At 60.0% G+C, this 22,106-nt stretch carries 15 protein-coding genes; 7 read left to right on the top strand and 8 right to left on the bottom strand.

Translation table 11 applies throughout. The features are described from left to right. Window positions 1-151: 151 nt before the first annotated feature. Entirely contained in the window at window positions 152-2,167 is a 2,016-nt protein-coding gene (locus H1B37_RS33405; RefSeq protein ID WP_220498235.1) for an alpha/beta hydrolase fold domain-containing protein, read from the bottom strand. A 133-nt stretch (window positions 2,168-2,300) separates the two neighbouring features. Here H1B37_RS33405 and H1B37_RS16585 point away from each other — a divergent pair, with 133 nt between their 5' ends. Beyond that, window positions 2,301-4,523, top strand: a complete 2,223-nt coding sequence (locus tag H1B37_RS16585; protein WP_182867771.1) for a 3-keto-alpha-glucoside-1,2-lyase-like domain-containing protein — start codon at window positions 2,301-2,303, stop codon at window positions 4,521-4,523. 202 nt (window positions 4,524-4,725) lie between these two features. Here the strand turns inward: H1B37_RS16585 and H1B37_RS16580 are convergent, their stop codons facing one another. Both H1B37_RS16580 and H1B37_RS16575 read right to left on the bottom strand, forming a co-directional pair. Then, window positions 4,726-5,703 (bottom strand): transglutaminase-like domain-containing protein, encoded by a 978-nt coding sequence (locus tag H1B37_RS16580; protein WP_182867770.1) that lies wholly within the window; start codon window positions 5,701-5,703, stop codon window positions 4,726-4,728. A gap of 215 nt (window positions 5,704-5,918) precedes the next feature. Continuing rightward, entirely contained in the window at window positions 5,919-6,314 is a 396-nt protein-coding gene (locus H1B37_RS16575; protein WP_182867769.1) for a hypothetical protein, read from the bottom strand. Between the two features lie 308 nt (window positions 6,315-6,622). Here H1B37_RS16575 and H1B37_RS16570 point away from each other — a divergent pair, with 308 nt between their 5' ends. The 3 genes from H1B37_RS16570 (at window position 6,623) to H1B37_RS16560 (ending at window position 11,492) form a co-directional block, all read left to right on the top strand. Beyond that, entirely contained in the window at window positions 6,623-7,729 is a 1,107-nt protein-coding gene (locus tag H1B37_RS16570) for an alpha/beta hydrolase (protein WP_182867768.1), read from the top strand. Beyond that, window positions 7,704-8,594, top strand: a complete 891-nt coding sequence (locus H1B37_RS16565) for an aminotransferase class IV (RefSeq protein ID WP_182867767.1) — start codon at window positions 7,704-7,706, stop codon at window positions 8,592-8,594. The genes H1B37_RS16570 and H1B37_RS16565 overlap by 26 nt, the downstream gene beginning before the upstream one ends. A gap of 81 nt (window positions 8,595-8,675) precedes the next feature. Further along, window positions 8,676-11,492 (top strand): c-type cytochrome domain-containing protein, encoded by a 2,817-nt coding sequence (locus H1B37_RS16560; protein WP_182867766.1) that lies wholly within the window; start codon window positions 8,676-8,678, stop codon window positions 11,490-11,492. Between the two features lie 155 nt (window positions 11,493-11,647). Here the strand turns inward: H1B37_RS16560 and H1B37_RS16555 are convergent, their stop codons facing one another. The 5 genes from H1B37_RS16555 to H1B37_RS16535 all read right to left on the bottom strand — a co-directional run bounded on the left by H1B37_RS16555 (window position 11,648) and on the right by H1B37_RS16535 (window position 17,939). Beyond that, window positions 11,648-13,024, bottom strand: a complete 1,377-nt coding sequence (locus H1B37_RS16555) for a DUF1501 domain-containing protein (RefSeq protein ID WP_182867765.1) — start codon at window positions 13,022-13,024, stop codon at window positions 11,648-11,650. 24 nt (window positions 13,025-13,048) lie between these two features. Next, window positions 13,049-13,897 (bottom strand): suppressor of fused domain protein, encoded by an 849-nt coding sequence (locus H1B37_RS16550; RefSeq protein ID WP_220498234.1) that lies wholly within the window; start codon window positions 13,895-13,897, stop codon window positions 13,049-13,051. A 329-nt stretch (window positions 13,898-14,226) separates the two neighbouring features. Continuing rightward, complete coding sequence (locus H1B37_RS16545; RefSeq protein WP_286177828.1) at window positions 14,227-15,957, bottom strand: alkaline phosphatase; 1,731 nt, start codon at window positions 15,955-15,957, stop codon at window positions 14,227-14,229. Window positions 15,958-16,086: 129 nt separating this feature from the next. Beyond that, entirely contained in the window at window positions 16,087-17,040 is a 954-nt protein-coding gene (gene radC / locus H1B37_RS16540) for a RadC family protein (protein WP_182867764.1), read from the bottom strand. A gap of 92 nt (window positions 17,041-17,132) precedes the next feature. After that, entirely contained in the window at window positions 17,133-17,939 is an 807-nt protein-coding gene (locus tag H1B37_RS16535; RefSeq protein WP_220498233.1) for a hypothetical protein, read from the bottom strand. 413 nt (window positions 17,940-18,352) lie between these two features. Here H1B37_RS16535 and H1B37_RS16530 point away from each other — a divergent pair, with 413 nt between their 5' ends. The 3 genes from H1B37_RS16530 to H1B37_RS16520 all read left to right on the top strand — a co-directional run bounded on the left by H1B37_RS16530 (window position 18,353) and on the right by H1B37_RS16520 (window position 22,080). Next, window positions 18,353-19,594 carry an NAD(P)/FAD-dependent oxidoreductase gene (locus tag H1B37_RS16530; protein ID WP_182867762.1) on the top strand — a complete coding sequence of 414 codons (1,242 nt, stop codon included), beginning with the start codon at window positions 18,353-18,355 and terminating at the stop codon, window positions 19,592-19,594. Between the two features lie 160 nt (window positions 19,595-19,754). Continuing rightward, window positions 19,755-20,852: a redoxin domain-containing protein gene (locus H1B37_RS16525; protein ID WP_286177827.1), complete on the top strand. Its 1,098-nt coding sequence runs from the start codon at window positions 19,755-19,757 to the stop codon at window positions 20,850-20,852. Between the two features lie 127 nt (window positions 20,853-20,979). Next, a complete protein-coding gene (locus H1B37_RS16520) occupies window positions 20,980-22,080 on the top strand; it encodes a KpsF/GutQ family sugar-phosphate isomerase (RefSeq protein WP_353620854.1) in 1,101 nt (366 codons plus the stop codon). The last annotated feature ends 26 nt before the right edge of the window (window positions 22,081-22,106 follow it).

Raw genomic sequence — 22,106 nt, 5'->3', positions numbered from 1 at the left:
GCAGCTTCGTTGAGAAACGCTGAGTGACATCGCAAAAAAGAAACCCACGGATGGCAGAGCGCACCCACGGATGTCATTCAGCCGGGAATCCGTGGGCCGATTCAGCCCGATCTTTGAAGCCGGTCTTACCTCGAACTCCTCTCCGCAAACGTTACCGCTGAGAACGGTCCAGCGCGTCCAATTCACTCAGCTTTAACCGCACGCTCAGGATGTAGGGCTGTTCGCCCTGGGTCCAATGACCGTAGGTGGTCGTGACGATCGTGTCGTCGGGCAGCACTTCGACTCCGGGATACGCCGTGTCGGCGCCCTTCGTGTTGTCGCCCAGCCGCACAAAGTATTGCCCGTCACGGCCGCCCACCAGATCCTCCCAGGTGCCGACCCAACCGACCCAATCGCCTTCGAACGGGCGATGCTTTCGATCTTGTGTGGGTGACTGGCAACGATAACTGATGAACAACCGACCGTCCGCGGTGTACTTTCCGGTGTGGCGATCGCCGGTCAACGCGAGTGGCAATTCCCGCGGCGTCGACCACGACTCACCTTCGTCATCGGAAAAGATGATGTGGGAGTTCTTTCGCCGCGCGTTTTCTCGCAACAGCACCGCCAGCCGTTTCCCGTCGGGCGACCGGATGCAACCGGGTTCGCACAGATGAACGTCGCTCGACTGATACACCGATTCCGGGTCCGACCAAGTCAAACCGCCATCGGTCGAACGCGTTTGATACAGCGTGAACACACCGGTCCGTTTTCCGTTCTGGTTGAAGAACCGCCCGTCGTCGTGGAACATCGCCAGGTAGTGGCCGGGACCAGTTCGCAACGCTTCGACGAAGCCCATCACGACGATCCCGCCCCAATCGCCGACGGGTTTCAGCGGGCTCCAATCCAAGCCGTCATTTTCCGAAACCGCCAGGCGAGCCGGATAGAGCCCCGACCACATGATGATGCGTTTGGTGCCGTCGGGACCGATCACGCGGTGCAGCGTGGGCACTTCGCGGGACGTCGACCAATTGTCGGGCGTGGGCAAACGATCGCTCCATGTCCGTCCGCCGTCGTCGCTGCGTTTGTAAACGATGCCGCCGCGGCCGTGCCCTTTCGGATACACGCACAGCATCGTTTTGCCGTCTTCCAACAAGCACGTCGTCGGATGCCCAAGGTATTGTCCCTTTTCGCGATCAACGATCACTTGGCGGTCGGTGTCATCACTCAAATCAATCGTCGAAAGCGGTGTCGAATCGGCCAACGATGCGGGCTGCAAGAACCCCTGTGAAACGAGGAATCGATCCAGGTGGCGGATCGTTGATTGGTAACTGGAATTGTCACCGCGACCATAGTTGAAGAATCCGTGTCCTTGCCTGTCGAATCCGACCAATTCGCAGTCGCCGCCGGCCTTTTCGATCGCCTGACAAAACGCTTCAACTGTCCAGTAGGGGACCGTGGAGTCGGCTTTCCCATGGAAGATGATCGTCGGCGGCGTTTCCGGGCCGACGTGATGGATCGGCGAGAGTGCCTTGGGATCGGTGCCCATCCGCTCGGGAAGGCCAGCGACCTTTTCCGGGTCCAGCGGCGGCCGATCGTCGATCCCGGCCAACACGACGGCTGGATTGAACAACGCCAGCGCGTCGGGCCGACTGCTGACCGAGTGGTCGTCGCCGGATTCATCGTAACCCTCGACCACTCCGGTGCATGCCGCCACGTGGCCGCCGGCGGATCCTCCACCGGCGACGATGCGATTGGGATCGACGCCCAGTCGATCGGCGTGCTCGCGGATCCAGCGGACTGCCGATTTTCCGTCGGCGACACATTGGACCGCCTTGGTCCCCTGGCGATCCAACACGCGGTAGTCCGCCGTCATCGCGACCATGCCGCGCGAAGCCAGGTGCTTGCAATGTTCGACAAACTGGTTCGGCGTGCCGCTTTTCCAGCCGCCGCCAAAGAAAAACACGATGGCCGAACGACGATCACTCGGCTTGTGGTCTTCAGGACGGAACACGTACAGGTTCAACGAAACCGGTTTCCCGTCGGCGTCCTCGGTGGACTTGTAGACTTCGACCGCGGTGCCGGCGCGGCGCATCTTGGATTCGGTGGTTGAGTCCTGCGCCCGAAGACTTGAGAGGGGAATCACCGCAAGTGCGACCAGAGCGACAAGGACACGCAAAGTATGGGACATCTGGGCTGCCAAATGGGGAGGGAAAATTAGGAAGGTGCGTTGAACACGCAGGAGGTGGGAATGGTTTACAGTATAGCCCCGCCTGTTGGCTCGTGTTACACGCACTCCCCACCCCGACCACACTCGATCCTCCATGATTCGTTTGATTCGATGCTGTTTGCCGGCACTGATCCTCGCACCGACCCTGGTACTGCTGACCAGTCCCATCGCCTTGGCCGTGAAAGACAACCCCGTCGGCGGTGCCCCCAACGGCGATGCGATTGATTTTTCCAGCGCCGACTTCTGGGAAACGGTCGACGGAAAACCGGTCGCCGACAGTTGGGAGTTTGCCGACGGAGAGGTCCGGTTGGTCAACCCACGTGGTGGCAACGGCAGCTTGCTCAGCCAACCGCTTCCGCCAAACTTTGAACTTTCATGGGAATGGAAGATTCAAGAGAAAACAAACACGGGATTGAAGTACCGCGTTCGCAAGTTTGGCAAAGCGTTGTTCAGCAACAACTATCTGGGAATTGAGTACCAGATCATCGACGACGCTCCAACCAACGTGGCCAAGGGCAGCACGGCGTCGATCTATGATTTGGTCGCACCAGCGAGTGAAAAAACGCTGCATCCGATCGGCCAGTGGAATCAGGCGCGCGTGGTCGCCAAAGGGAATCGCTTGGAACACTACTTGAACGGTGATCTCGTCGCCTCGGCAACAACGGCCGGCCCCAGTTGGGACAAGACGATCGCGCTAAGCAAGTTCTATGGCGCGAAAGACTTCGGCAGTCCCAAGCCCGGTGATCGCGTCATGCTGACCGATCACGGCGGCAAAGCGTCGTATCGCAAATTTCAGTTTACCACGCTGGCCGTCGATGCGGCTGACACCGAACCGCCGGTCGAATCAGGGCCGTTCCTCGGTAATGCGATGCGGAACAGTTGGGCGGACCAGGATTCCATCGTGATCTGGACCCGCACGACCGCTCGCCCCGAGTTCGTCGCTGATGGATTGGAATTCGTTTCGCTGTCGACCAAAAAGGCTTCGAAGCTGTCCCAAGAGACCGATCCCGAAAAGCTGCTCGGTGCGCAACTTCCCGAAGACGCAACGTTGTCGCAAATGTTGGGAGCGTGTCCCGGAGCGCCCGGTCGGGTTCGGCTGATGTACTTCCCCGGCAAACAACGCTATGCAACCAAGACCACCGATTGGATCACGACGGACGCCGAGAGTGACTTTACTGCTCAGTGGAAGATCGAAGATTTGAAACCGGACACCCAGTATGCGGCCATCATCGAAGCCCAATCACTCGACGGCGACGAAACCACAGCGGTCGTCCGCGGGGCGTTTCGAACCGCACCCAAGGAAAACGCCCGAAAGGACGTGAAGTTTTGCATCACGACCTGCCATGACTTCATCCGCCGCGACGACGGCATGAAAGGCCACAAGATCTATCCGGTGATGACCGAGATGCAGCCCGATTTCATTGTCCACGCCGGCGACATCGAATACTACGACAAACCCGACCCTTGGGCGATGACCATCGAATTGATGCGTTTTAAATGGGGCCGGATCTTTGCCCTGCCCAGCAACCGAGACTTTTACAGCCGGACGACTAGCTACTTCTTGAAAGACGACCATGACACGCTCAAGAACGATTGCTGGGCCGGTCAAACCTATGGCTCGGTCAGTTTCGAGCAGGGCGTTCGGCTGTTCAACGAGGAACAATTCCCCTCGTTGAATCCTCGCTACACCAACATCCGCTGGGGCCGCGATCTGGAGGTCTGGTTCTTGGAGGGACGCGATTACCGCAGTCCCAACTCGATGCCCGACGGACCGGAAAAGACGATTTTGGGGGAAGAGCAGAAAGCCTGGTTGTTCAAGACCCTGGAGGAATCGACGGCAAAATTCAAAGTGATCTGCAGCCCGACGCCGGTCGTCGGCCCCGACCGCGCGAACAAGAAAGACAATCACGCCAACGAGATCTTTGCGCACGAAGGAGACCAGATTCGCGCCAAACTGGCGACGATCGACAACGTGATCGTGCTGTGCGGCGACCGCCATTGGCAATACGCCTCCTTTGATTCCGAAGCCGATCTCTGGGAGTTTGGTTGTGGCCCGGGAAGCGAGAAACATCAATTGGGCTGGAAACCGGGCGACGAGCGTCCGCAGCACCGATTCCTGCGCGTCGCCGGCGGATTCCTGTCCGGCGAATTGCACTACACCGGCGACGAAAAACAACCGCGATTGACCCTCCGCCACCACAAGGTCGACGGAGCCCCCGTCAGCAAGTTCGTCTTCCCCGCAACAAAGGGGACGGGGGTTGATTCCGACGACATCGCCCCGGCTGCCGACCAAAACATCGACCCGAGTGCCGAGTGAAACTCACATTCCCAATCATTTAAAAACTCCCGTCCGAATGACACCGGCTTAAGCCAATACGCTGAGCCGTAGGCGCTAGCCTCGTGCCTTACCGCCGTGTTAAAGGCGTATCAAGGCCCGCGGCTAGCGCCGTCGGCTCACTAAGCCCGTGCCATTTGGGACGGGGGTTCATTCGGTTTTTCAACCCCCGTCCCCTTTAGCGTCAGGCGTCCAGGCGTTCGCGGATGAAGGTCGGATTGGGGGTTCCGCGGCCTTTGCGATCACAGCGAAAGAATTCCGAGACGTAACGCACCGGCGTCTTCTTTTCGGGGACTTTAAAACGGTCGCCTTTTTGCAACACCGGGCGGGTTTCGTCCATGCGGCCGAACTGGCGGGTTCCGGCGGCCTGACAGGGATACCAGTGTCCGATGCCGTCGGCGTCTTCCAGATAGAACTCGGGGTAGCAGTGATCGGGGATCCAGACGACCCGCGCGGGAATTTTTAGATTGCGGCAGATCGCGACGAACAAACTGGTCATTTCCTCGCAGTCACCCTTGCCCTCTTTCAAGGCCACCGAGGCGTTTTTCAGATCGCCTTCGACGTACTGCACCTTGTCGCGAACGTAGTCATAGGCGAGTTCGACACGTTGCCAATCGCTGTCGGCATCCATCTGCTCGACCTGTTGGGCCGCTTCGCGGATGGATCGGTGCGAGGCGTCGATGAAGGGACTGTTTCCGGTGTAGAGCCTTAGGTCACGCGACAGTCGTTTGGGGATCACCAGGGTCGACGTGTCGTCTGGGGGCAGAATCCGCGACCGCTGGATATCGACTTCGATCGTGAACTCGGCCGTCGATCCGGCGGTGACCCGAGGCATCTGCAGCACGACCTGTTTCGTCCCGCCACCGAGTTCACGGATCTCCCAGCGTGAGACGTGGGGAGTGATGTTCTGTTTGCGAACCGTAACGGTTTGTTCGGGCCAATCGGTGGGGATCGGAAACGTCGCCAACACATTCGTGCAGGTCACCGGGGTGGTCAGCACCAGTCCGATCCGCCAATGCGTCATCGGTTGGTCCTGGTAGCTGAGCGACTGAGCGCATGCCCGCGGTGTTGCACCAAGCTCAACCGAGCCGATCGCGGCGGCGCTCAAGACCAACGACTTCTTCATCCATTGTCGTCGCAGAATCGATTCGTCAGTTCGCATTACGTTGCCAGTGTTTCCGGGTAATCGGTAGTGGACGACGCGAGCAGTCCTCGCAGCGGGCAATCCGAATGGACTCGTCGCCTCTTCCACGACTCGAAAATCATGCTGCGGTGAACTACTAGCGTAGTCTGAACAATAAAATGCACGAAACGCAAACGTGTGAGCATCCCCGTGCCCGTCTCACCCGCTTGCGTTTCGTGCGATGGTCGCTGGTGTCAGTTGACCGCTCGTGCTCCGGGCGGAAGCGGATCTTCGTAAACGATCCGGTTGCCGTCTTCGTCCACCCGATAGCCGACATCGGGGTAACCCATGTAATTCGTCCGATAGCCTTGGGCGTCGGTAGGGGCGGGTTGCCAGACGCCGCTATAGGGTTGCACGTAACCTTGCCCGTCAACGATTCCACCGGCGGCGTATCCGGTCCCACAGCAGTAGGGATCGGCCGGGTAGGCCCGCATCGTCTGGCCCGCCGGGACGTAGCCGGTGGCACAGGGATTCGGGTTACAGCCATAAACGCTCGGCTGCGGCACGTAGCGTGGCTGCGCCGCCAGCGGTTGATTGCAGGTCGGCTGAGCGGCCGCGGGCGGGGCTTGCCGACGAAGCGGCGTGGACAATCGGTTGCACAAGCCGCACTCTGCTCCGCGGCCGAAAAAGAAGTTTCGGAACGGGGTGCAGCCGGAAGTCGTCGTTACGACAGCGGCAGTCATTACGACTAGAATAAAACGGTTGTTCATTGGAGTTTCCGCGATTGGCACAGGGAGCGTATTCGTCGGCCTCGGATCGAGAACCACACAAAACTAGGACGCTCTGAATGATGTGCAAACGCAACATCGTTTTTTTTCTGCAACAATTTGTTGCGTCTGGTCAGACGCTAGGTCTCACCCACCCGCCTTTGATCCCACCCTTAAGCCCGATGATGCGGATGTTCCCGCCGATCCGAATGTGCGTGTTGCTCGTCTGCCTCGCGTCGACGGCCCTGTGCGTCGATGTGTCTGCCTGTCGAGCCGACGCCCCTACCGAAGTCGCAGCCGAAGTCGCAGCCCACGCGGTTGATGCCCCGTCGACCGATGACGAGCCGACGCTCGTGTCGACTTGCGATCACGACTGTGCCGCCGCGGCCGACTTCATCGCCGACAGCAATGTGTGTGTCTGTGATTGCGACCGTGTCTTTCTGGTCTCGACGCGCCACTTGACGGCCAATGCCTGTTGCGCCCCGCTGGTCGACATCCCGTTCCGGATCTGGCGTCTCGATTCGGGTACACCCTGCGAAATCACTCACAATGATTATCTGGCCTCTCTTTCGCCCGATCGGCCTGTCGTGTTTTATGTCCATGGCAATCGAATGCCGGTGGCGGACGTCGTCTCGCGGTCGACGATGATTCGCAACCGGATTCGGATGCGAGGCGCCCGCGGCCCGATCGACTGGATCATCTACAGTTGGCCCAGCGAGAAAGAGACGATCGGCGTCAAGGATTTTCGGCTCAAGGCGGATCGCTGTGACGCGCAAGGTCTATACCTGGCTTCGTTCTTGCGTCAGCACGTCCAGACAGCGATTCCGATGGCGATGATCGGGTACAGCTTTGGAGCCCGGGTCGCGACCGGAGCACTCCACGCGTTGGCCGGAGGAAAATTGTCCGGGCGAACCTTACCCGACCCTCCAGTAGTCGGCGCGAACGTGCGCGTCGGGTTGGTCGCCCCCGCGATCGAATCGAAATGGCTGGGCGGCAACGGCTACCATGGCTGTGCGACCAAGAACATGGATCAGCTGGTGCTGCTGTACAACCGCCGCGATGTGGTGCTGAAACGCTATTGGCTGCTCGAAAAGATTCGTCGCGACACGGCGCTCGGGTACAGCGGACCGACGACCTTTGCCTCGCGTGTGGATGGAACGCGATTGCCCGTCCGATCGCGTGACTGTGCGTCGATCGTCAAACTGCGTCACTCGGAGATCGACTATTACCAGGGCGGATGCAATGCCGGAATCGATATGGCGAGGCTGATCAATGGAATCCGATCCATCAGCTTCTGATCCCGATCATCCCCAGCCGCCCCGTGCCGTGCGTCTGGCCTATCACAACGGCCAATGGGTTTCCGGCGACGAGGCCTGTCTCTCCATACGAGATCCGGCGATCACCCAGGCGGTGACCGCCGTCGAACGCGTCCGTGCCTACAACGGGCGGCTGTTCCAGTTCGACCGACACCTCGATCGCTGGCAACACACCACCGCAGCCCTGGCAATCACAGGGCTGCCGGCCCGCCAAGCACTCGCCGAGCAGATCGACGCAGTGATTCGGCGAAACGATGCTTGGCTGCAGACTCACAATGAGTTCGGCGTCGTCTGGTTCGCTTCCCCCGGCATCGCCGGTTCGCCGACTCTGGTGATCGATCTGTACCCGATCGATTCGGCGTTGATGAAGCGTCGAATCCGATCGGGCAGCCCGCTGGTCGTCACCTCGGTCCAGCAGCCCGCCGCGGAGTGCTGGTCACGAAACCTCAAAGTCCGCTGTCGACTGCACTACTACCTGGCCGATCGAGAGGCCGCGCGGCAGCACCCCGACGCGCTCGGCGTCCTGTTGGACAGCGACGGTTCGATCACCGAAACGAGCATCGCCAACGTGTTGATCGTCCACGCCGGCCAGGTGGTTTCGCCCCCCGACGATCAAGTCTTACAGGGCATTTCACGACAGGTCGTGCGTGAGTTGTGCGACGCGTCAGGCGTTCCCTGGCGAGAGCGACGCATTTACCCCGACGAGTTGCGTACCGCGGACGAGGTGCTGTTGACCGGCACCAGTTGCGGACTCTGGTTCGCCCACTCGATCGACGGATCCCCGCTGCGATCCGCCGGTCCGGTCTATCAACGGCTCCGTGCGGGCTTTGACGCTTTGGTGGCCTGAAAGCCTGTCCCACTTTTCCAGTCCGACATGGTTACAATGGCCGGTTGATTCCCAAGTCACCTCCAATGGCCAGAATATCAAATGGGTTTGCGTCTGCTTTCCATCGGGCTGATCGCCTGGATCGTCTCCTGCCACACCGCCGGGATTGCCGCCGAACGCGTCGATCCTGAACGCGTTGATTTTGCCCGAGACGTTTATCCGATTTTGGAAACGTACTGCGTCGGATGCCATAGCGTCGATGATCCTCAAGGCGGATTGGTGATGGATTCCTATGCCGGCTTGGCCAAGGGCGGTGATTCCGGATTGGCCGTCACGCCGGGGGTTCCTGCCAGCAGTCGGTTGTTGTTGATGATCACGGGCAAACTGGAACCGGTGATGCCGCCCGACGACGCCGAGGGGCCCGACGAAGGCGAATTCGACGTGCTGTCCCGTTGGATCGAACAGGGCGCGGCCGGCCCCAAAGGCGACCTGCCGATCCGACGCACGCTTCGCACCCCATCGATCGAACCGTCCCCCTCGGTCGCCGCACCGATCACGGCCATCGCTGTTTCCAACGACGGCCGATCGACCGCACGGGCGATGTTTGGTCGCATTGAAGTGCGGAAGGGTGAAATCGTCACGACGGAGATCCGTGATGAACAGCTGGGCAAAATTAATTCACTCGCCTTCGCTTCCGACGCCAGGCGCCTGTTGGTCGCATCGGGGCTGACCGGCGCCTACGGCCGTGCGGCGATCTATGACACCGACTCGGGCAAATTGATTCGGGAATTCGTCGGACACAAAGACACGCTGTACGCGGCGGCCTTTTCGCCCGATGAGTCGCTGTTGGCGACCGCCGGCTACGACCGATCGATCGTGTTGTGGGATGTCGCGACAGGCGAGGTGGTCCGCCGATTGACCGGTCACAACGGCGCCATCTTCGATCTGGCGTTTTCACCCGACGGCAGCGTCTTGGTCAGTGCCTGCGCCGACGAAACCGTGAAAGTATGGAACGTCGAAAACGGCATCCGGCTGGACACGCTCAGCCAACCCGAAGGCGAGGTGTTTGCCGTCGCGATCACGCACGACGGCAAATTCATCGTCGCCGTCAGTGCCGACAATCGGTTGCGTGCATGGCGGTTGCGGGCGACCACCCGTCCACGCATCAATCCTCTGGTAGCGACCCGGTTTGTCGACGAGACGGGAATCGTCAACTTTGCCATCGCCCCGGACGACCGCTCACTCGTCGCCATCTCCGAATCGGGAAACGTCAAACTGATTCGCACGGCCGATTGGCAACCTGTCGCGTCGCTCAAGGCACTGGGAGAAACCGGCACGGACCTGTTCATCACGCCGGACGGCCGGTTGGCCAAGATCGCTTTGATGAACGGTCTGGTCGTCTCCCGAGAACTGCCGCCGGTGGATTCGATCCAGACGAAACGATCTGGTACCGAGTTGCAACGCGTGCTGATGGACTTGGGGGAACCTGCCGCACTCGACGAATCCGAGCTGCGCGATGCGATCCGTCAGACCGGTGTTGCTGTCACTGCGTCCGAGAGTCCTGACGGCCAGATCCTGGACGTCGATCGCCATGTCACGATCAATGGAACGATCTCGCAAGCCGGCCAGGCCGACCTGTTTCGCTGGCGGGCCGGTAAGGGCGAGGTCTGGGCGATCGACGCCGATGCCGCGTCGGCCAGCCGCATCGATCCGATCGTCACCGTGCTTGATGCCAGCGACCAACCGGTGCTGAGGGTCCGGTTGCAGGCCGTCCGCGATTCCTACTTCACCTTCCGTGGCAAGGACAGCAACCAGATCAGCGACTTTCGCGTGTTCAATTGGGAAGAAATGAATCTGGGTGAATACCTGTACGCGGCCGGCGAAGTGACGCGATTGCAGATGCATCCCCGCGGCCCCGACTCGGGTTTCAACGTCTATCCGGGTGCCGGAAAACGATGGACCTATTTTGGAACCAGCGGGACGACACACGCGCTCGGCGAACCGGCCTACATCGTGCGCCCTCTGCCACCGGGCGCCGAACCGCTGGCCAACGGGTTGCCGGTGTTTGACGTGACGTACGAAAATGATGACGATCCGCAACGTTTAGCGGGAAAGAACAGCCGGTTGCTGTTCACCGCGCCCCAAGACGGCCTGTACACGGTGCGCATCGCCGACACACGTGGCGAAGGGGGCGACGGCTACGGGTACAGGCTTGCGATTCGACCGGCACAACCCGGTTTTCAGCCGTCGACAAAAACCGTTTCCAAACCGTTCCATCCGGCCAGCGGCCGTGAGTTCCAAGTGCAAGTCGATCGGGTCGATGGCTACGACGGCCCGGTGACGTTTGAAATCGACGGTTTGCCCGAGCGTTTGGTCAGCAACTTTCCGTTGACGATCGAAGCGGGCCAAAAATTCGCAACCGGAATGATTTGGGCCGACCCGCACGAGCAGGGCTGGGACGGCGAGATCGAACCGACGCTGACGGCCTGGGCGACGGTCGCCGGAAAACGTGTCGAGCGGCGGGCCGGATCGGTGGGGAAACTGAAGTTCGATTCTGCCCCCGCACAAGTCGTCTCGGTCATCAAACCCGTCGGCGCCGAGATCGCCGCCCATGAAAACTGGACCCTTCAAGTGCCTCGCGGCGAAACCGTCTCGGCGCGCGTTTTGATCCAGCGGCGCGAGGGTTTCAAAAACGAAGTTTCGTTCGGCAAAGAACAATCGGGGCGGAACGCCAGCCAAGGCGTTTACGTCGACAACATCGGCTTGAACGGATTGTTGATTCTGGCGGGACAGTCGGATCGCGAGTTCTTTGTGACGGCCGACAAGACAGCCGTCCCCGGGAAACGCTCGTTCTTCCTGACCGCCAACATCGACGGCGGCCTGACCTCACACCCGATCACCGTCGAAGTCCTGCCGTAGTCCCCTGTGAGACAGACTTCCAGCCTGTCAAACCGCCCCCATCATTCTGCCCCGTCTCATTCTGCCAACCCGTTGCCGCCGAAGAGGCAAGACACCATGGCTGGGTGGCTGGATGGAGAGAGGTAAGAAGATTTTGGAGGTAGGAGAATTAACCGCTACGCCAACACTTCGTCCACGATGCGTCCGTGGACGTCGGTCAGGCGGAAGTCGCGTCCGGCGTAGCGGTAGGTCAGGCGTTTGTGGTCCAGCCCCATCAATCGCAATAGCGTGGCGTGCAGGTCGTGGACGTGCACGCGGTTTTCGACCGCTTGGAAACCGATTTCGTCGGTCGCCCCGACGACGTGCCCTCCTTTGACCCCGCCGCCGGCCATCCACACGGTGAATCCATAATGGTTGTGGTCGCGGCCGTTCATCTTGCCCTGGTTGGTGCCCTTGCGCGGCATCTCGACCACCGGTGTTCGGCCGAATTCGCCGCCCCAGATCACGATGGTTTCATCGAGCAATCCGGTGCGTTTTAAATCCGCCAACAGCGCCGCGATCGGTTGGTCGACTTGTCCGGCCAGCCGCCGATGGCCCTTTTCCAAATCGTCATGATTGTCCCAGGGTTGTCCCGCGCCGGTATAAAGCTGGACGTAGCGGACGCCGCGTTCGACCAGACGCCGCGCGATCAGCGTTTGCCGGGCAAAGTCCCCTTCGCCGTAGGCGTCGCGGACCGACTGGGGTTCACGTGTGGTGTCGAATGCATCGGCCGCTTCACTTTGCATCCGATACGCCAATTCAAACGACTCGATACGCGACTGTAACCGTTCATCGTGCTGTCGCGCGGCGGCATGTTGCCGATTCAGGTTTGCCAACAAATCCAGTTGTTGGCGTTGGTCCGTCGGCGCGACCAACTCGCTGCGGATGTTCTCGAGCAATCGATCGACCTGGCGGTGGCTGGTGTCGACATAGGTCGCTTGATACTTGCCGGGCAGGAAAGCGTTTTGCCAGTTCTGTGATTCTTTGATCGGATAGCCGCCGGGACACATGGTCACGAACGCCGGCAGGTTGTTGTTTTCGCTGCCCAACCCGTACGTCAACCAGGATCCGACGCTGGGACGCACCAACCGCGATTCCCCGGTGTTCATCAGCATCAACGACGGTTCATGGTTGGGGACGTCGGCCCGCATCGAGTGGATCAGACAGATGTCGTCGATGTGCTCGGCCGTTTTAGCGAACAGTTCGCTGACGTGAATCCCCGCTTCCCCGTACGGTTTGAACTTAAACGGCGTGCCCAGGACATTGCCGGTAGGCCGTTCCGTTTTTAACGTTCCCGTCGGCGCGGTTTTGCCGGCATAGCGGTTCAGTTCGGGTTTGTAGTCGAACGTGTCGACCTGGCTGGGGCCCCCGTTCATGAACAAGTGGATGACATGTTTGGCCTTGGCGGGAAAATGCAATTCGGTGGGCGCGGCTTCGCGGGCGAGCAGATCCGAAAGCGCCAGGGATCCCAGTCCGGTGCCGCAGCTGGCCAGTAATTGTCGTCGTGTGAGCATCGTGTTCGTGGTGGAGGTCTCGAGTCAGAACAACCAGAATCGCTTCTTCGTGACGTCTTTGCGATTCGGGTCCAGGACTTCGTTGTAACCGGCTTTGTCGAAACGTTTCAGCAGGTTTTCGGTCCCGTACTTTAATTTGAAATCCATTTCGTTTTGGTACAACGGGATGGCGGCGAGAAAGTAGATCGATTTTTCCTCGGATACTTTCAGCCGAATGAAGTCTTCATCGGTCGTCGCCGGAAATGTCAACAGCCAACCGATGAAGCCCGTGCTTTCGTCCAGCGGGTCGGCCGGGTCGCCGTTGGGGATCGTATGCCCGTCAAACAGCCAGGTTTCGTACTCGTGCGGGAATCGGGCCAGGTACTTCAGCCACTGGATCGGCCAATAGTTCGCCGTGTCGCTGAGCGATTGTTCGTCGAGTTTCCAGTCCGGCGGCAAGCAGATCATCAGCTCGGCATAGGCCAATTCTTCGGCGCCTTCGGGAGGCGACATCGGCCGATCACTCATTCCGGTCGTGACCAGCGTGTGGAACGGCCGCTCGGGCGACGGTTTCACCCAGTGCACGTCGATGTGCACCAGGTCCGAAATCAATTCGTGCCAAACACTTTCCACTTCGCCGATATGTTTGGCGATGTGGGCCTCGACGCGTTCGATGTTCTCACCATCACCGATCGCCAATTCGAACTCCCGCGACCTCGCCTCATGACGGTAAACCGTACTTCCTCCGTCGGTCACTTCGTCCGGGATTTCCAGCGGCGGGTAGGGGACTTCGATCGTCTCGCCACAGCCACTGCACTTGGTCTTTTTTCCCGAGTGTGCTTCGCTGGTCTTGTAGCGTTTGGCACACTTGGGGCACCGGAATTCAACGTCCACCACGGTTCACCGTTCACAATTGCGTCGATCAATGTTTATCGACGCAACAGTCTAGCAGGTTTGCCGGGGGAGGGCCTTGCAGGGGGTTTGGACCGGCACGTGATAGGCGTCTATAACGACGTAGCGGAACTCGCCAAGAGTTTCGCTCCACGGCGAGGAGCACGGGACGCCGAAAGCCTTGGCGGCTTCCGCTACCGTCTCCCTTCCGAAAGCCTTGGCGGCTTCCGCTACCGTCTCCCTTCCGAAAGCCTTGGCGGCTTCCGCTACCGTCTCCGTTCCGAAAGCCTTGGCGGCTTCCGCTACGCTGTGGAGGGCTGGTCATCGCGCCCTCACTGGCGCTCGCCGCGGCCGGCGGCGGCGATGATTTCGGGGCGGTCGATCACCAAGTAATGTCCGTGATCGGCGGTGACGATCACGGCGGTGTGGTCCCAGGCGTTGTTCTCGTCGACCCAGTCCATGACTTTGACGAACGCCGCTTCACCGCTCAGCACTGCGCCGATGCTGTTGTCCAGATTGTTGGCGTGATTGGCCCAATCCACATCGCCGGCTTCGATCATCAACCAAAACCCGTCGATCGATTGCTCCAAAACCAACAGGGCGGCTTCGGTCATGTCGGCAAGCGTGGGGTTCTCCATCACGTCGGATTCGGTGTATTGCTCGGCACCGTTGACGTCGGTCGTCGGATCATAACCTCCGTCGGCGGTCGCATACGGCAGGTGACCTCCCGTGGTGCCAAAGAATCCGAGCAGACGTTCCTGGTTGTCGGCGGCCGCCTGGGCGGCTTGCCGCAATAACTTGCGCCCCGGCTTGCCCGGCGTTCGCTGCACCACGCGGTACCGGCCACCGTTGCGCAGATCGGCGACGCGGATATCGTCTTCATGCAAGTACGGGTTGCCTTGCAAGAAATTCATCCCCTGCTTTTCGTCTTGGTCCCGGTGTTCTCCCCAACCGCCGCCCAACAAAACATCGACACCGGGCAACGGCTCGCTGCGGTGGGCTGCGGAAGGCAAACCGATCAGATCACGGGACAGGTCTTGATAATCTTTTCGCGAGACGTTGTTCGCATAGGCGGCCGCGGACGTCGCGTGGCTGACCGGAACACTGGTCACGACGCCGACCATGAAGTCTTGGTCCCGTTGCAGTTGTCGAGCGATGGGAACGACTTGCGATCCGTCGAGCGCCACATTGATTGCGCCGTTGTACGTTTTGATGCCGCTGCAAAGGGTGGTCGCTGACGCGGCGGAGTCCGTCACGGTGTGGGGCCGCGAAAGGTCAGCTCCGATCAAGTAGCCGCTGCCATTGTGTTCATTCCAAGGCGTTCGACCGCCGAGCCGGGCGTCGTATCCGAAGTGCATTTTTTCGCTGACGCTGATCACCCGTTGTGCGTCGACATCCGTGGTCGCACTTTCTGCCGCCGCGCTCGTCCCGAGCAATCCGAAGTCCGTTTGAGTGCGGCGGTCGTCTTGAAACGCCAACCCCGTTCCGCGTCCGGATTCGTAAGCGATGCGTCCGGTCTTGTAGATCGCAGCGGCACGCGACGTCTGCCAATCCATGCCGTCAAAGAGGATCAAGATGATGTTGCTGTAACCGGCGTCGATGGCAGCTTGTTGCAACTGGTAGACGTCGACTTGGTCATAGTACATCGCGGTCGGATTCACCGAGCTATCATCCGAGGTGGGATCTAAGGTGTTCAATCGATCGGCGTCGGCATACACGCTGCCACGCTCGCGCAAGTCCGAAAGCGTCACCCCGAACGTGTAAACAGGTACCAAGCGGTTGCTATGATCGGTCCAACTGCTGTACTTCGACGCGTCCACACCCCAGTGACCATACACAGGAACCCTGCCCTCGGACGACCGGGTCTGCAACTCGCACATCGGGTCGCTGTGTTTCGCGTCCGTCGGCTGGACTCTCGCCACGTCCCGTTTCGCCGGACCGACCGGCCCGGGTTCCTCGGCCGAGGCCAGACCGGAGAACAAAACAATCGTTACCGGCAACCAGATCGACCATCGGAAAGCGACGAAGAAACGCGAATCAAAACCAGCTTGGCAAGGACGCATCTGTGTGAAGATTTGATGAAGGAAAGGGGCCTCCATTTCCGTCTCCGCAACGTTGACGGAGTACTCGGAACACAGGGGGCAATTGCGGCGGTCAGAATAGTCGTTCTTGCCCCGTTGTCCGAGTGGGGCTCACCCCAATTCTCGAATGCTAACCGAACCTTCAGACGCCACGACGATGTGGTCCAACACGGTGATCCCCAGCAACTTGCCGACTTCGGTCATCCGGTCGGTCACCTGATGGTCTTCGCGACTCGGTGTCGCATCCCCAGACGGATGGTTGTGCACCAGGATGACGGCCGACGCGGAGTCTCGGATGGCCGGCCGAAACACTTCACGGGGATGCACCAAACTGGCGTCCAATGTGCCTCGCGTGATCAAGTGAGTGTTAATCGGCAGGTGTTTGGTGCTCAGGGTGACGATATGGAACTCCTCCTGGACGCCGCTGATCGCCAACCCGCTGAAGGCATCGTCACAGAACTCGACCGCGGCACTGGTGCTGGTGATCGGTGCGTGGGCGCGGCGGTGCAATTGCTCATGACGGGCGACCCGGCGGCCCAATTCGACCCCTGCCATGATCGCGGCGTAACTGGTGACCGTGATCGCGGGGCTGATGTTCCGCAGCTCGTCTTTACCGCTGCGTCGCAAATCGGAAAGCTTCTCCGAGAAGGTTTTTGAAAGACGTCGCCCCGCTTCGATCGCCGATTCGCCCTTGACGCCGACCCGGATCAAAATCGCCAGCAGGTCGGCGTCGCTAAGTGTTTCTGCACCGGCGGCCAGCAATCGTTCCCGCGGTCGTTCCTGCTCCGGTTGGGCGGTGACCTGGTTGCCGCTGACTTGGCGATCGATCCAGTGCGACGGATCGACGCGGACCTGGGCGTTTCGCCAGGCAAAGGTCTCCTGGTCGGAGGACTCATAGCGGTCCAGGATGCCTTCGCGGACAAGGTCTTTGAGTGCCGAGGTGACAAATTGGGGCGTCAGATCCGCACAGCGTTCGCGCGCCTGCTGTTTTGAAAACGCACTGATCGGTGCGAGTGTTTCGAACAGTTGACGGAGTTTTTCTTTGCGTTTCTGTTGTTGCCCCATGGCCGGATCTCGCGGATTCCCTGCGTCAGGATCGGGTCTCGTTTTTCAAGATCGTAACGAAACCCGGATCGCCCGTGGGGCCGCGTCACCGGTCAACGGAAGGGCACGTAGGAAATCGCCACTTCATGGGCGACCTTCAATCGCTCCAGTTGTTCCGCCGTCGGCTGTTTCACGCGGGCGGCTTCGGCGATGTAGTCGTGAAGCACCTTGGGGATTCGCGCCAGCGTGGTTCGTTTTTGATCGCCGCTTTGTCGACTGTAGACGACCGTCGGCAACGGTTTGAACAGGTCGCCGGAGTGATGGATTTCGAAGAATGCTTCGTCGCCCTTGGCCACGAGTTGCTTGCTGACCCGTCGGTACTGGCGAACGAGTGCACGATTCTTTCTGCGCCGCTGTTGTTCGGTTTCTGCGTCGGCTTTTGATTCCTCTTCGCCCTCGCCGCCGGATGATGTTTCCTCCGGCGCTGCATCTTGGTCGGTACTGCCCGACGGATTGGGGTTGGAGATCATCGTGATCAGGTCGGCCAGATCTTGTCCCCCGAATGCATCGTCATGGTAAACCACTTCCACATCGCAGTAGCGGTTGCTGCGGTCGGGGTTGAGGACGTACGTGGGGGAGCGAAATGAGTTTTTGCCGGCATCCAAGGTGTGAGTTTCTTCGTAAATCACCTCATCGCCGCATTTGACGATGAAGTGCCGTTGGCCCAACGGCAGTTTCAGTCGCCGGCACCGCCCCGGTCCGATCCTGGCCTGCTGTTTGTCATCGACAAACACCACGATCAACTGCTCCGAACCGTTGTCCACGTGCACGTAGCCTTCGGTGGGTTTGGCACAACCGGGAATCATCACGAGCAGGGCGACGCAACAAGCAGCGATGGAAAGGCAGTGGCGAGGATTCACGGTACTGGCCCAATGACAGAAAGGATTCGGGGGGGGGAACGCGTTTCCAAACGTAGGACGGAGATGGACACGAAGGGGTGTCATGCCAGCGACAATTTGTCCCAACCTCGCAAGCTTCCAGACGGTCTGGACCGTTTGTCGCGAAAGATGGGTCGGGGAAATCGGGGCTGGCAGAGGGGCCGACATTGAACGGTTCGGGGAACGATGTCCGTGGGTCCCCGTCACGACCTGCACTGTCCGAGCTGCTAGAATGCCAGCGACAGGTTACCTCGGGTCCGAGAGTGCGGTTTTGCCGACGGATGCCATCAGAGCACGGTCATTTCACTTGGTGGTCCAAGGCACAGGCTCCGTTACCGCCGGCTGTGTGTTGACCTTCCCTCCTTTCTTTCAAAGACGAACGAACTGAACTGACGATGAAGTCTGCCTACGATTGTGTTGTCATTGGTGCAGGACCGGCCGGTGGATCGGCGGCTTCGATCACGGCCGAAGCCGGTCTTGAAACGCTGTTGATCGAACGCGAGCGGGTGCCGCGGTTTCATATCGGCGAGTCGCTGATGCCGGAAACCTTTTGGCCGTTGCAGCGTTTGGGGCTGAACGATCGCGTCCGTGGTGCCGGTTGGCAGGTGAAGAAGAGTGTGCAATTCGTCACCCACCGCGGCACCGAATCGGCACCGTTCTTTTTTCGCCAGCACGACGACCGCGATTGCAGCGACACGTGGCAGGTGGAACGCAGCGAATTCGACAAGATGCTGTTTGACCGAGCGGCGGAGTTGGGCGCCGACTGCTACGACGAAACCCGCGTGACCGACGTGCGTTTTGACGGCGAGGGGAAAGCGATCGGCGTGGTTGTCAAAGACCGCCACGGCCAATCCAGAGAGATCGACAGCAAGGTCGTCATCGATGCGAGCGGACAACAATCCTTGATCGCCAACAAGCTGGGACTCAAAGAGGTCAACCCGGACCTGAAGAAGGCGGCCATCTGGGGCTACTACCGTGATGCCGTTCGCGGAGACGGCGACAACGCGGGCGCGACGATCATCCTGCAAACCGAATCCCAACAATCGTGGTTCTGGTTCATTCCACTTTCACGCGGCATCACCAGCATCGGCTGTGTCGCCGACAACGACTATTTGCTGAAAGGCCGCGGAACCCCGGAGCAAGTCTACGCGGAGGAACTCGATCGCTGCCCCGGGTTGAAATCGCGTCTGGAAAACGCGACGCGACTGGGAGGTCTGAAGACGGCCAAAGAGTTTTCGTACATGACCAAGCAACACGCCGGCGAAGGCTGGGTGCTGATCGGCGATGCTTTTGGGTTCATCGACCCGGTGTACTCCTCCGGTGTCTACTTTGCGTTGGAAATGGGCGTCAAAGCCGGCGATTCCGTTGTCCAGGGCATTCGTGAGAACAACCTGTCCGGCGACAAGCTCGCCGAGTGGGCGGAGGACTTCAAGGAAGGCGCGATGTGGGTGCGGAAGCTCGTGCACGCCTTCTACACCAAAGAATTCAGCATCGGTCGGTTCATGAAAGAGCATCCGGAACACCGCGGAACGTTGACCGACGTGTTGATCGGTCGTGTGTTCAACGAAGCCGCCGGAAAGATGTTTGACGACATGGAAAAATCGATCGAGAAAGCAAAGACGATGATGGCGTCGTAGCGGGACTCGTCGAGAAGTTCGGCTCTTACGGCCCACCTTGCGAACGCCTTGGCGGCTTCCGCTACGCTCTAAACGTGGCGGACAGGACTCTCGGATGGGCATCGTCAGCAAAAAGCGGATTCTCATCTTTACCTTTTTACGAGCCCACGTCGTTCCGCCCATGTCCACGTCCTTCTCGATCTCCGTCAAAGCTGTCGCTGTTGTCGCGTTCCTCAGCGTTCTTCCTTGCGCCGCCTCGGCCCAGACCACGCCGCCGGAGACGCAACCGGTGCTGTTGCAGATGATTCGCGACGATGCGGTTCATCAAGACTTGGGCCTGTCGGAGGATCAGATCCGCCAGGTCTTCGCCGCCCTGGAACCGATCGATGGGCCATGGTTTCGTGCCCGCATCCTTGCGACCGATGAGCGGATCGAGACGATCGACCGATTAACCGCCCAGCTTGGCGACGCCTTGTCCGAAGTCCTGAATACAAAACAACTCGATCGACTGGATCAGCTGCAAAATCAAGCCCTCGGGACGCGGATGATCGTGCGTGACAAGACGGCCGCGGCATTGGGATTGTCAACGGAAGAACGCGACGCGCTGTACCAGGTGTTCACAGAAACGGACGACACGGTCGCCGACATCCAGAAACAGCTCCAGAACCAGCAATTGACCGACGCCGAAGCCGCTAAAAAAATCAATGCGGCCAAAGCGGGCGAGAAAAAGGCGGTCGTCGATGCGTTGAGCAACCAGCAAAAACGAACCCTCAGCGCGCTGACCGGGCCGTCCTTCAATTTCGCCGCCGTCAAACGCATTTATCCTGCCGCACCCGAATTGACGGGCGATGGAGCGACCTGGTTGCAAGGATCGCCGATTCAATTGGCGGATTTAAAAGGCAAAGTCGTCGCAGTTCACTTCTACGCCTTCCAGTGCATCAACTGTCGACGCAACCTGCCGCACTACAACGGCTGGCACACCGATTACGCCGACGACGGATTGGTGGTGATCGGGATTCAAACCCCGGAAACACCCGCCGAACGCTCGGCCGAACGGGTTGCCGCCGCCATCAAGACCGAACAGATCGAATACCCGGTGCTGATGGATGCCGCGTCGACCAATTGGAAACAATGGTCCAACACGATGTGGCCGACCGTCTATTTGATCGACAAACGGGGCTTTCTGCGGCGTTGGTGGCAGGGCGAGATGAACTGGAAAGGCACGCCGGGGGAACAGCAGATGCGTGAGACGATCGAGGAATTGCTAGCGGAACTCTGACCTTTCACTGATTCGTCGATCTTGGCTAGGATCTACGAATGCCGCTGGGCGAGCCGATGATGGACGTTCAGGCTGCGCGTCCGGTAGGGAAAACCGGCTCAATCACGCTCTTTGGAAGGATCCCCCCGTGTCTGCTGCATTGCCGCTGCCGCCAGATCGCACGCCCGATCAGCCGGGTGTCGGACGTTCAACAGCCCCCGAAACACCCCTGGAGCGGCTGCGGACGATCCGTGAAACCATCTCCAGAGAAGCCGCCGCGCTCGCGCGGACGGCCGAAACGATCGGGCCGTCGGCGGTCCGGGCCGCGGAATTGACGGCTGCCTGCAGCGGAAATGTCGTGGTGACGGGAGTCGGCAAAGCGGGCTTGGTCGGCAAAAAACTCGTCGCGACGCTCGCCAGCACCGGAACACCGGCCCACTTTCTGCACCCCACCGAAGCCGTCCACGGCGACTTCGGCCGCGTCAAACACGATGACTTGGTCTGGGCGTTTTCCAATTCCGGCCGCAGCGAAGAAGTCACGCAAATCGCGTCCCAGTTGCGTCGACAGGGGGCGGGGCTGATTTCATTCACCGCCGATGACGATAACCCGCTGGCGTCCGCATCGACGTGCAGCGTCGTTTACGGGCGTCATGCCGAAGCGTGTCCACATGGGCTGGCGCCGACCAGTAGCACCACGGTGATGATGGCGGTCGGTGACGCGGTGGCGTTGCTGGCGAGTCAATTGCGCGACTTCACCGCACGCGATTTCGCCAAATTCCATCCCGGCGGCGCACTCGGCCGAAAACTTGCCAACGTCGGCCAACTGATGCGACCGCTCGATTGCTGCCGCGTCGCCGAACAATCGGTCACCATTCGCCAGTGCATGGTTTCCTGTTCGATTTCCGGACGCCGCAGTGGTGCTGTGATGCTGACCAACGACGACGGCCAACTGACGGGGATTTTTACTGACAGCGATCTGGCCCGACTTTTGGAATCCCGCTGCGAAGAAGCCTTGGACGGGCCGATCGCCTCGAAAATGACGCTGGATCCGCACTGTGTCGCTCCACAAACGTTGCTTAGCGACGCGATCGCCCTGCTCAGCGAGCTTCGGATCAGCGAGTTGCCCGTCGTCGATTCGGAGCGTCGACCGGTTGGGATGCTGGACATCACCGACTTGATCGCACTGGGCGAGATCACGCCCGAGAGCGAAACGCTGTCGCTGCCATCGACGATTCCTTTTCGCGGTTAACCTCCCCTCCGGCCATCCCAGTTCGA

The sequence above is a fragment of the Stieleria mannarensis genome (assembly GCF_014154935.1).
Classification (GTDB): domain Bacteria; phylum Planctomycetota; class Planctomycetia; order Pirellulales; family Pirellulaceae; genus Stieleria; species Stieleria mannarensis.
The sequence above is the reverse complement of the archived record's forward strand: the minus strand, read 5'-3'. Positions and strand labels throughout refer to the sequence as shown.

Bases quoted from the DNA above. Each gene is read 5' to 3' on its own strand.
- H1B37_RS16545 (WP_286177828.1), bottom strand. From the start codon at position 15,957: ATGCGTCCTTGCCAAGCTGGTTTTGATTCGCGTTTCTTCGTCGCTTTC.
- H1B37_RS16570 (WP_182867768.1), top strand. From the start codon at position 6,623: ATGTTCCCGCCGATCCGAATGTGCGTGTTGCTCGTCTGCCTCGCGTCG.
- H1B37_RS16585 (WP_182867771.1), top strand. From the start codon at position 2,301: ATGATTCGTTTGATTCGATGCTGTTTGCCGGCACTGATCCTCGCACCG.
- H1B37_RS33405 (WP_220498235.1), bottom strand. From the start codon at position 2,167: ATGTCCCATACTTTGCGTGTCCTTGTCGCTCTGGTCGCACTTGCGGTG.
- H1B37_RS16525 (WP_286177827.1), top strand. From the start codon at position 19,755: ATGTCCACGTCCTTCTCGATCTCCGTCAAAGCTGTCGCTGTTGTCGCG.
- H1B37_RS16565 (WP_182867767.1), top strand. From the start codon at position 7,704: ATGGAATCCGATCCATCAGCTTCTGATCCCGATCATCCCCAGCCGCCC.
- H1B37_RS16555 (WP_182867765.1), bottom strand. From the start codon at position 13,024: ATGCTCACACGACGACAATTACTGGCCAGCTGCGGCACCGGACTGGGA.
- H1B37_RS16560 (WP_182867766.1), top strand. From the start codon at position 8,676: ATGGGTTTGCGTCTGCTTTCCATCGGGCTGATCGCCTGGATCGTCTCC.
- radC (WP_182867764.1), bottom strand. From the start codon at position 17,040: ATGGGGCAACAACAGAAACGCAAAGAAAAACTCCGTCAACTGTTCGAA.
- H1B37_RS16530 (WP_182867762.1), top strand. From the start codon at position 18,353: ATGAAGTCTGCCTACGATTGTGTTGTCATTGGTGCAGGACCGGCCGGT.
- H1B37_RS16580 (WP_182867770.1), bottom strand. From the start codon at position 5,703: ATGCGAACTGACGAATCGATTCTGCGACGACAATGGATGAAGAAGTCG.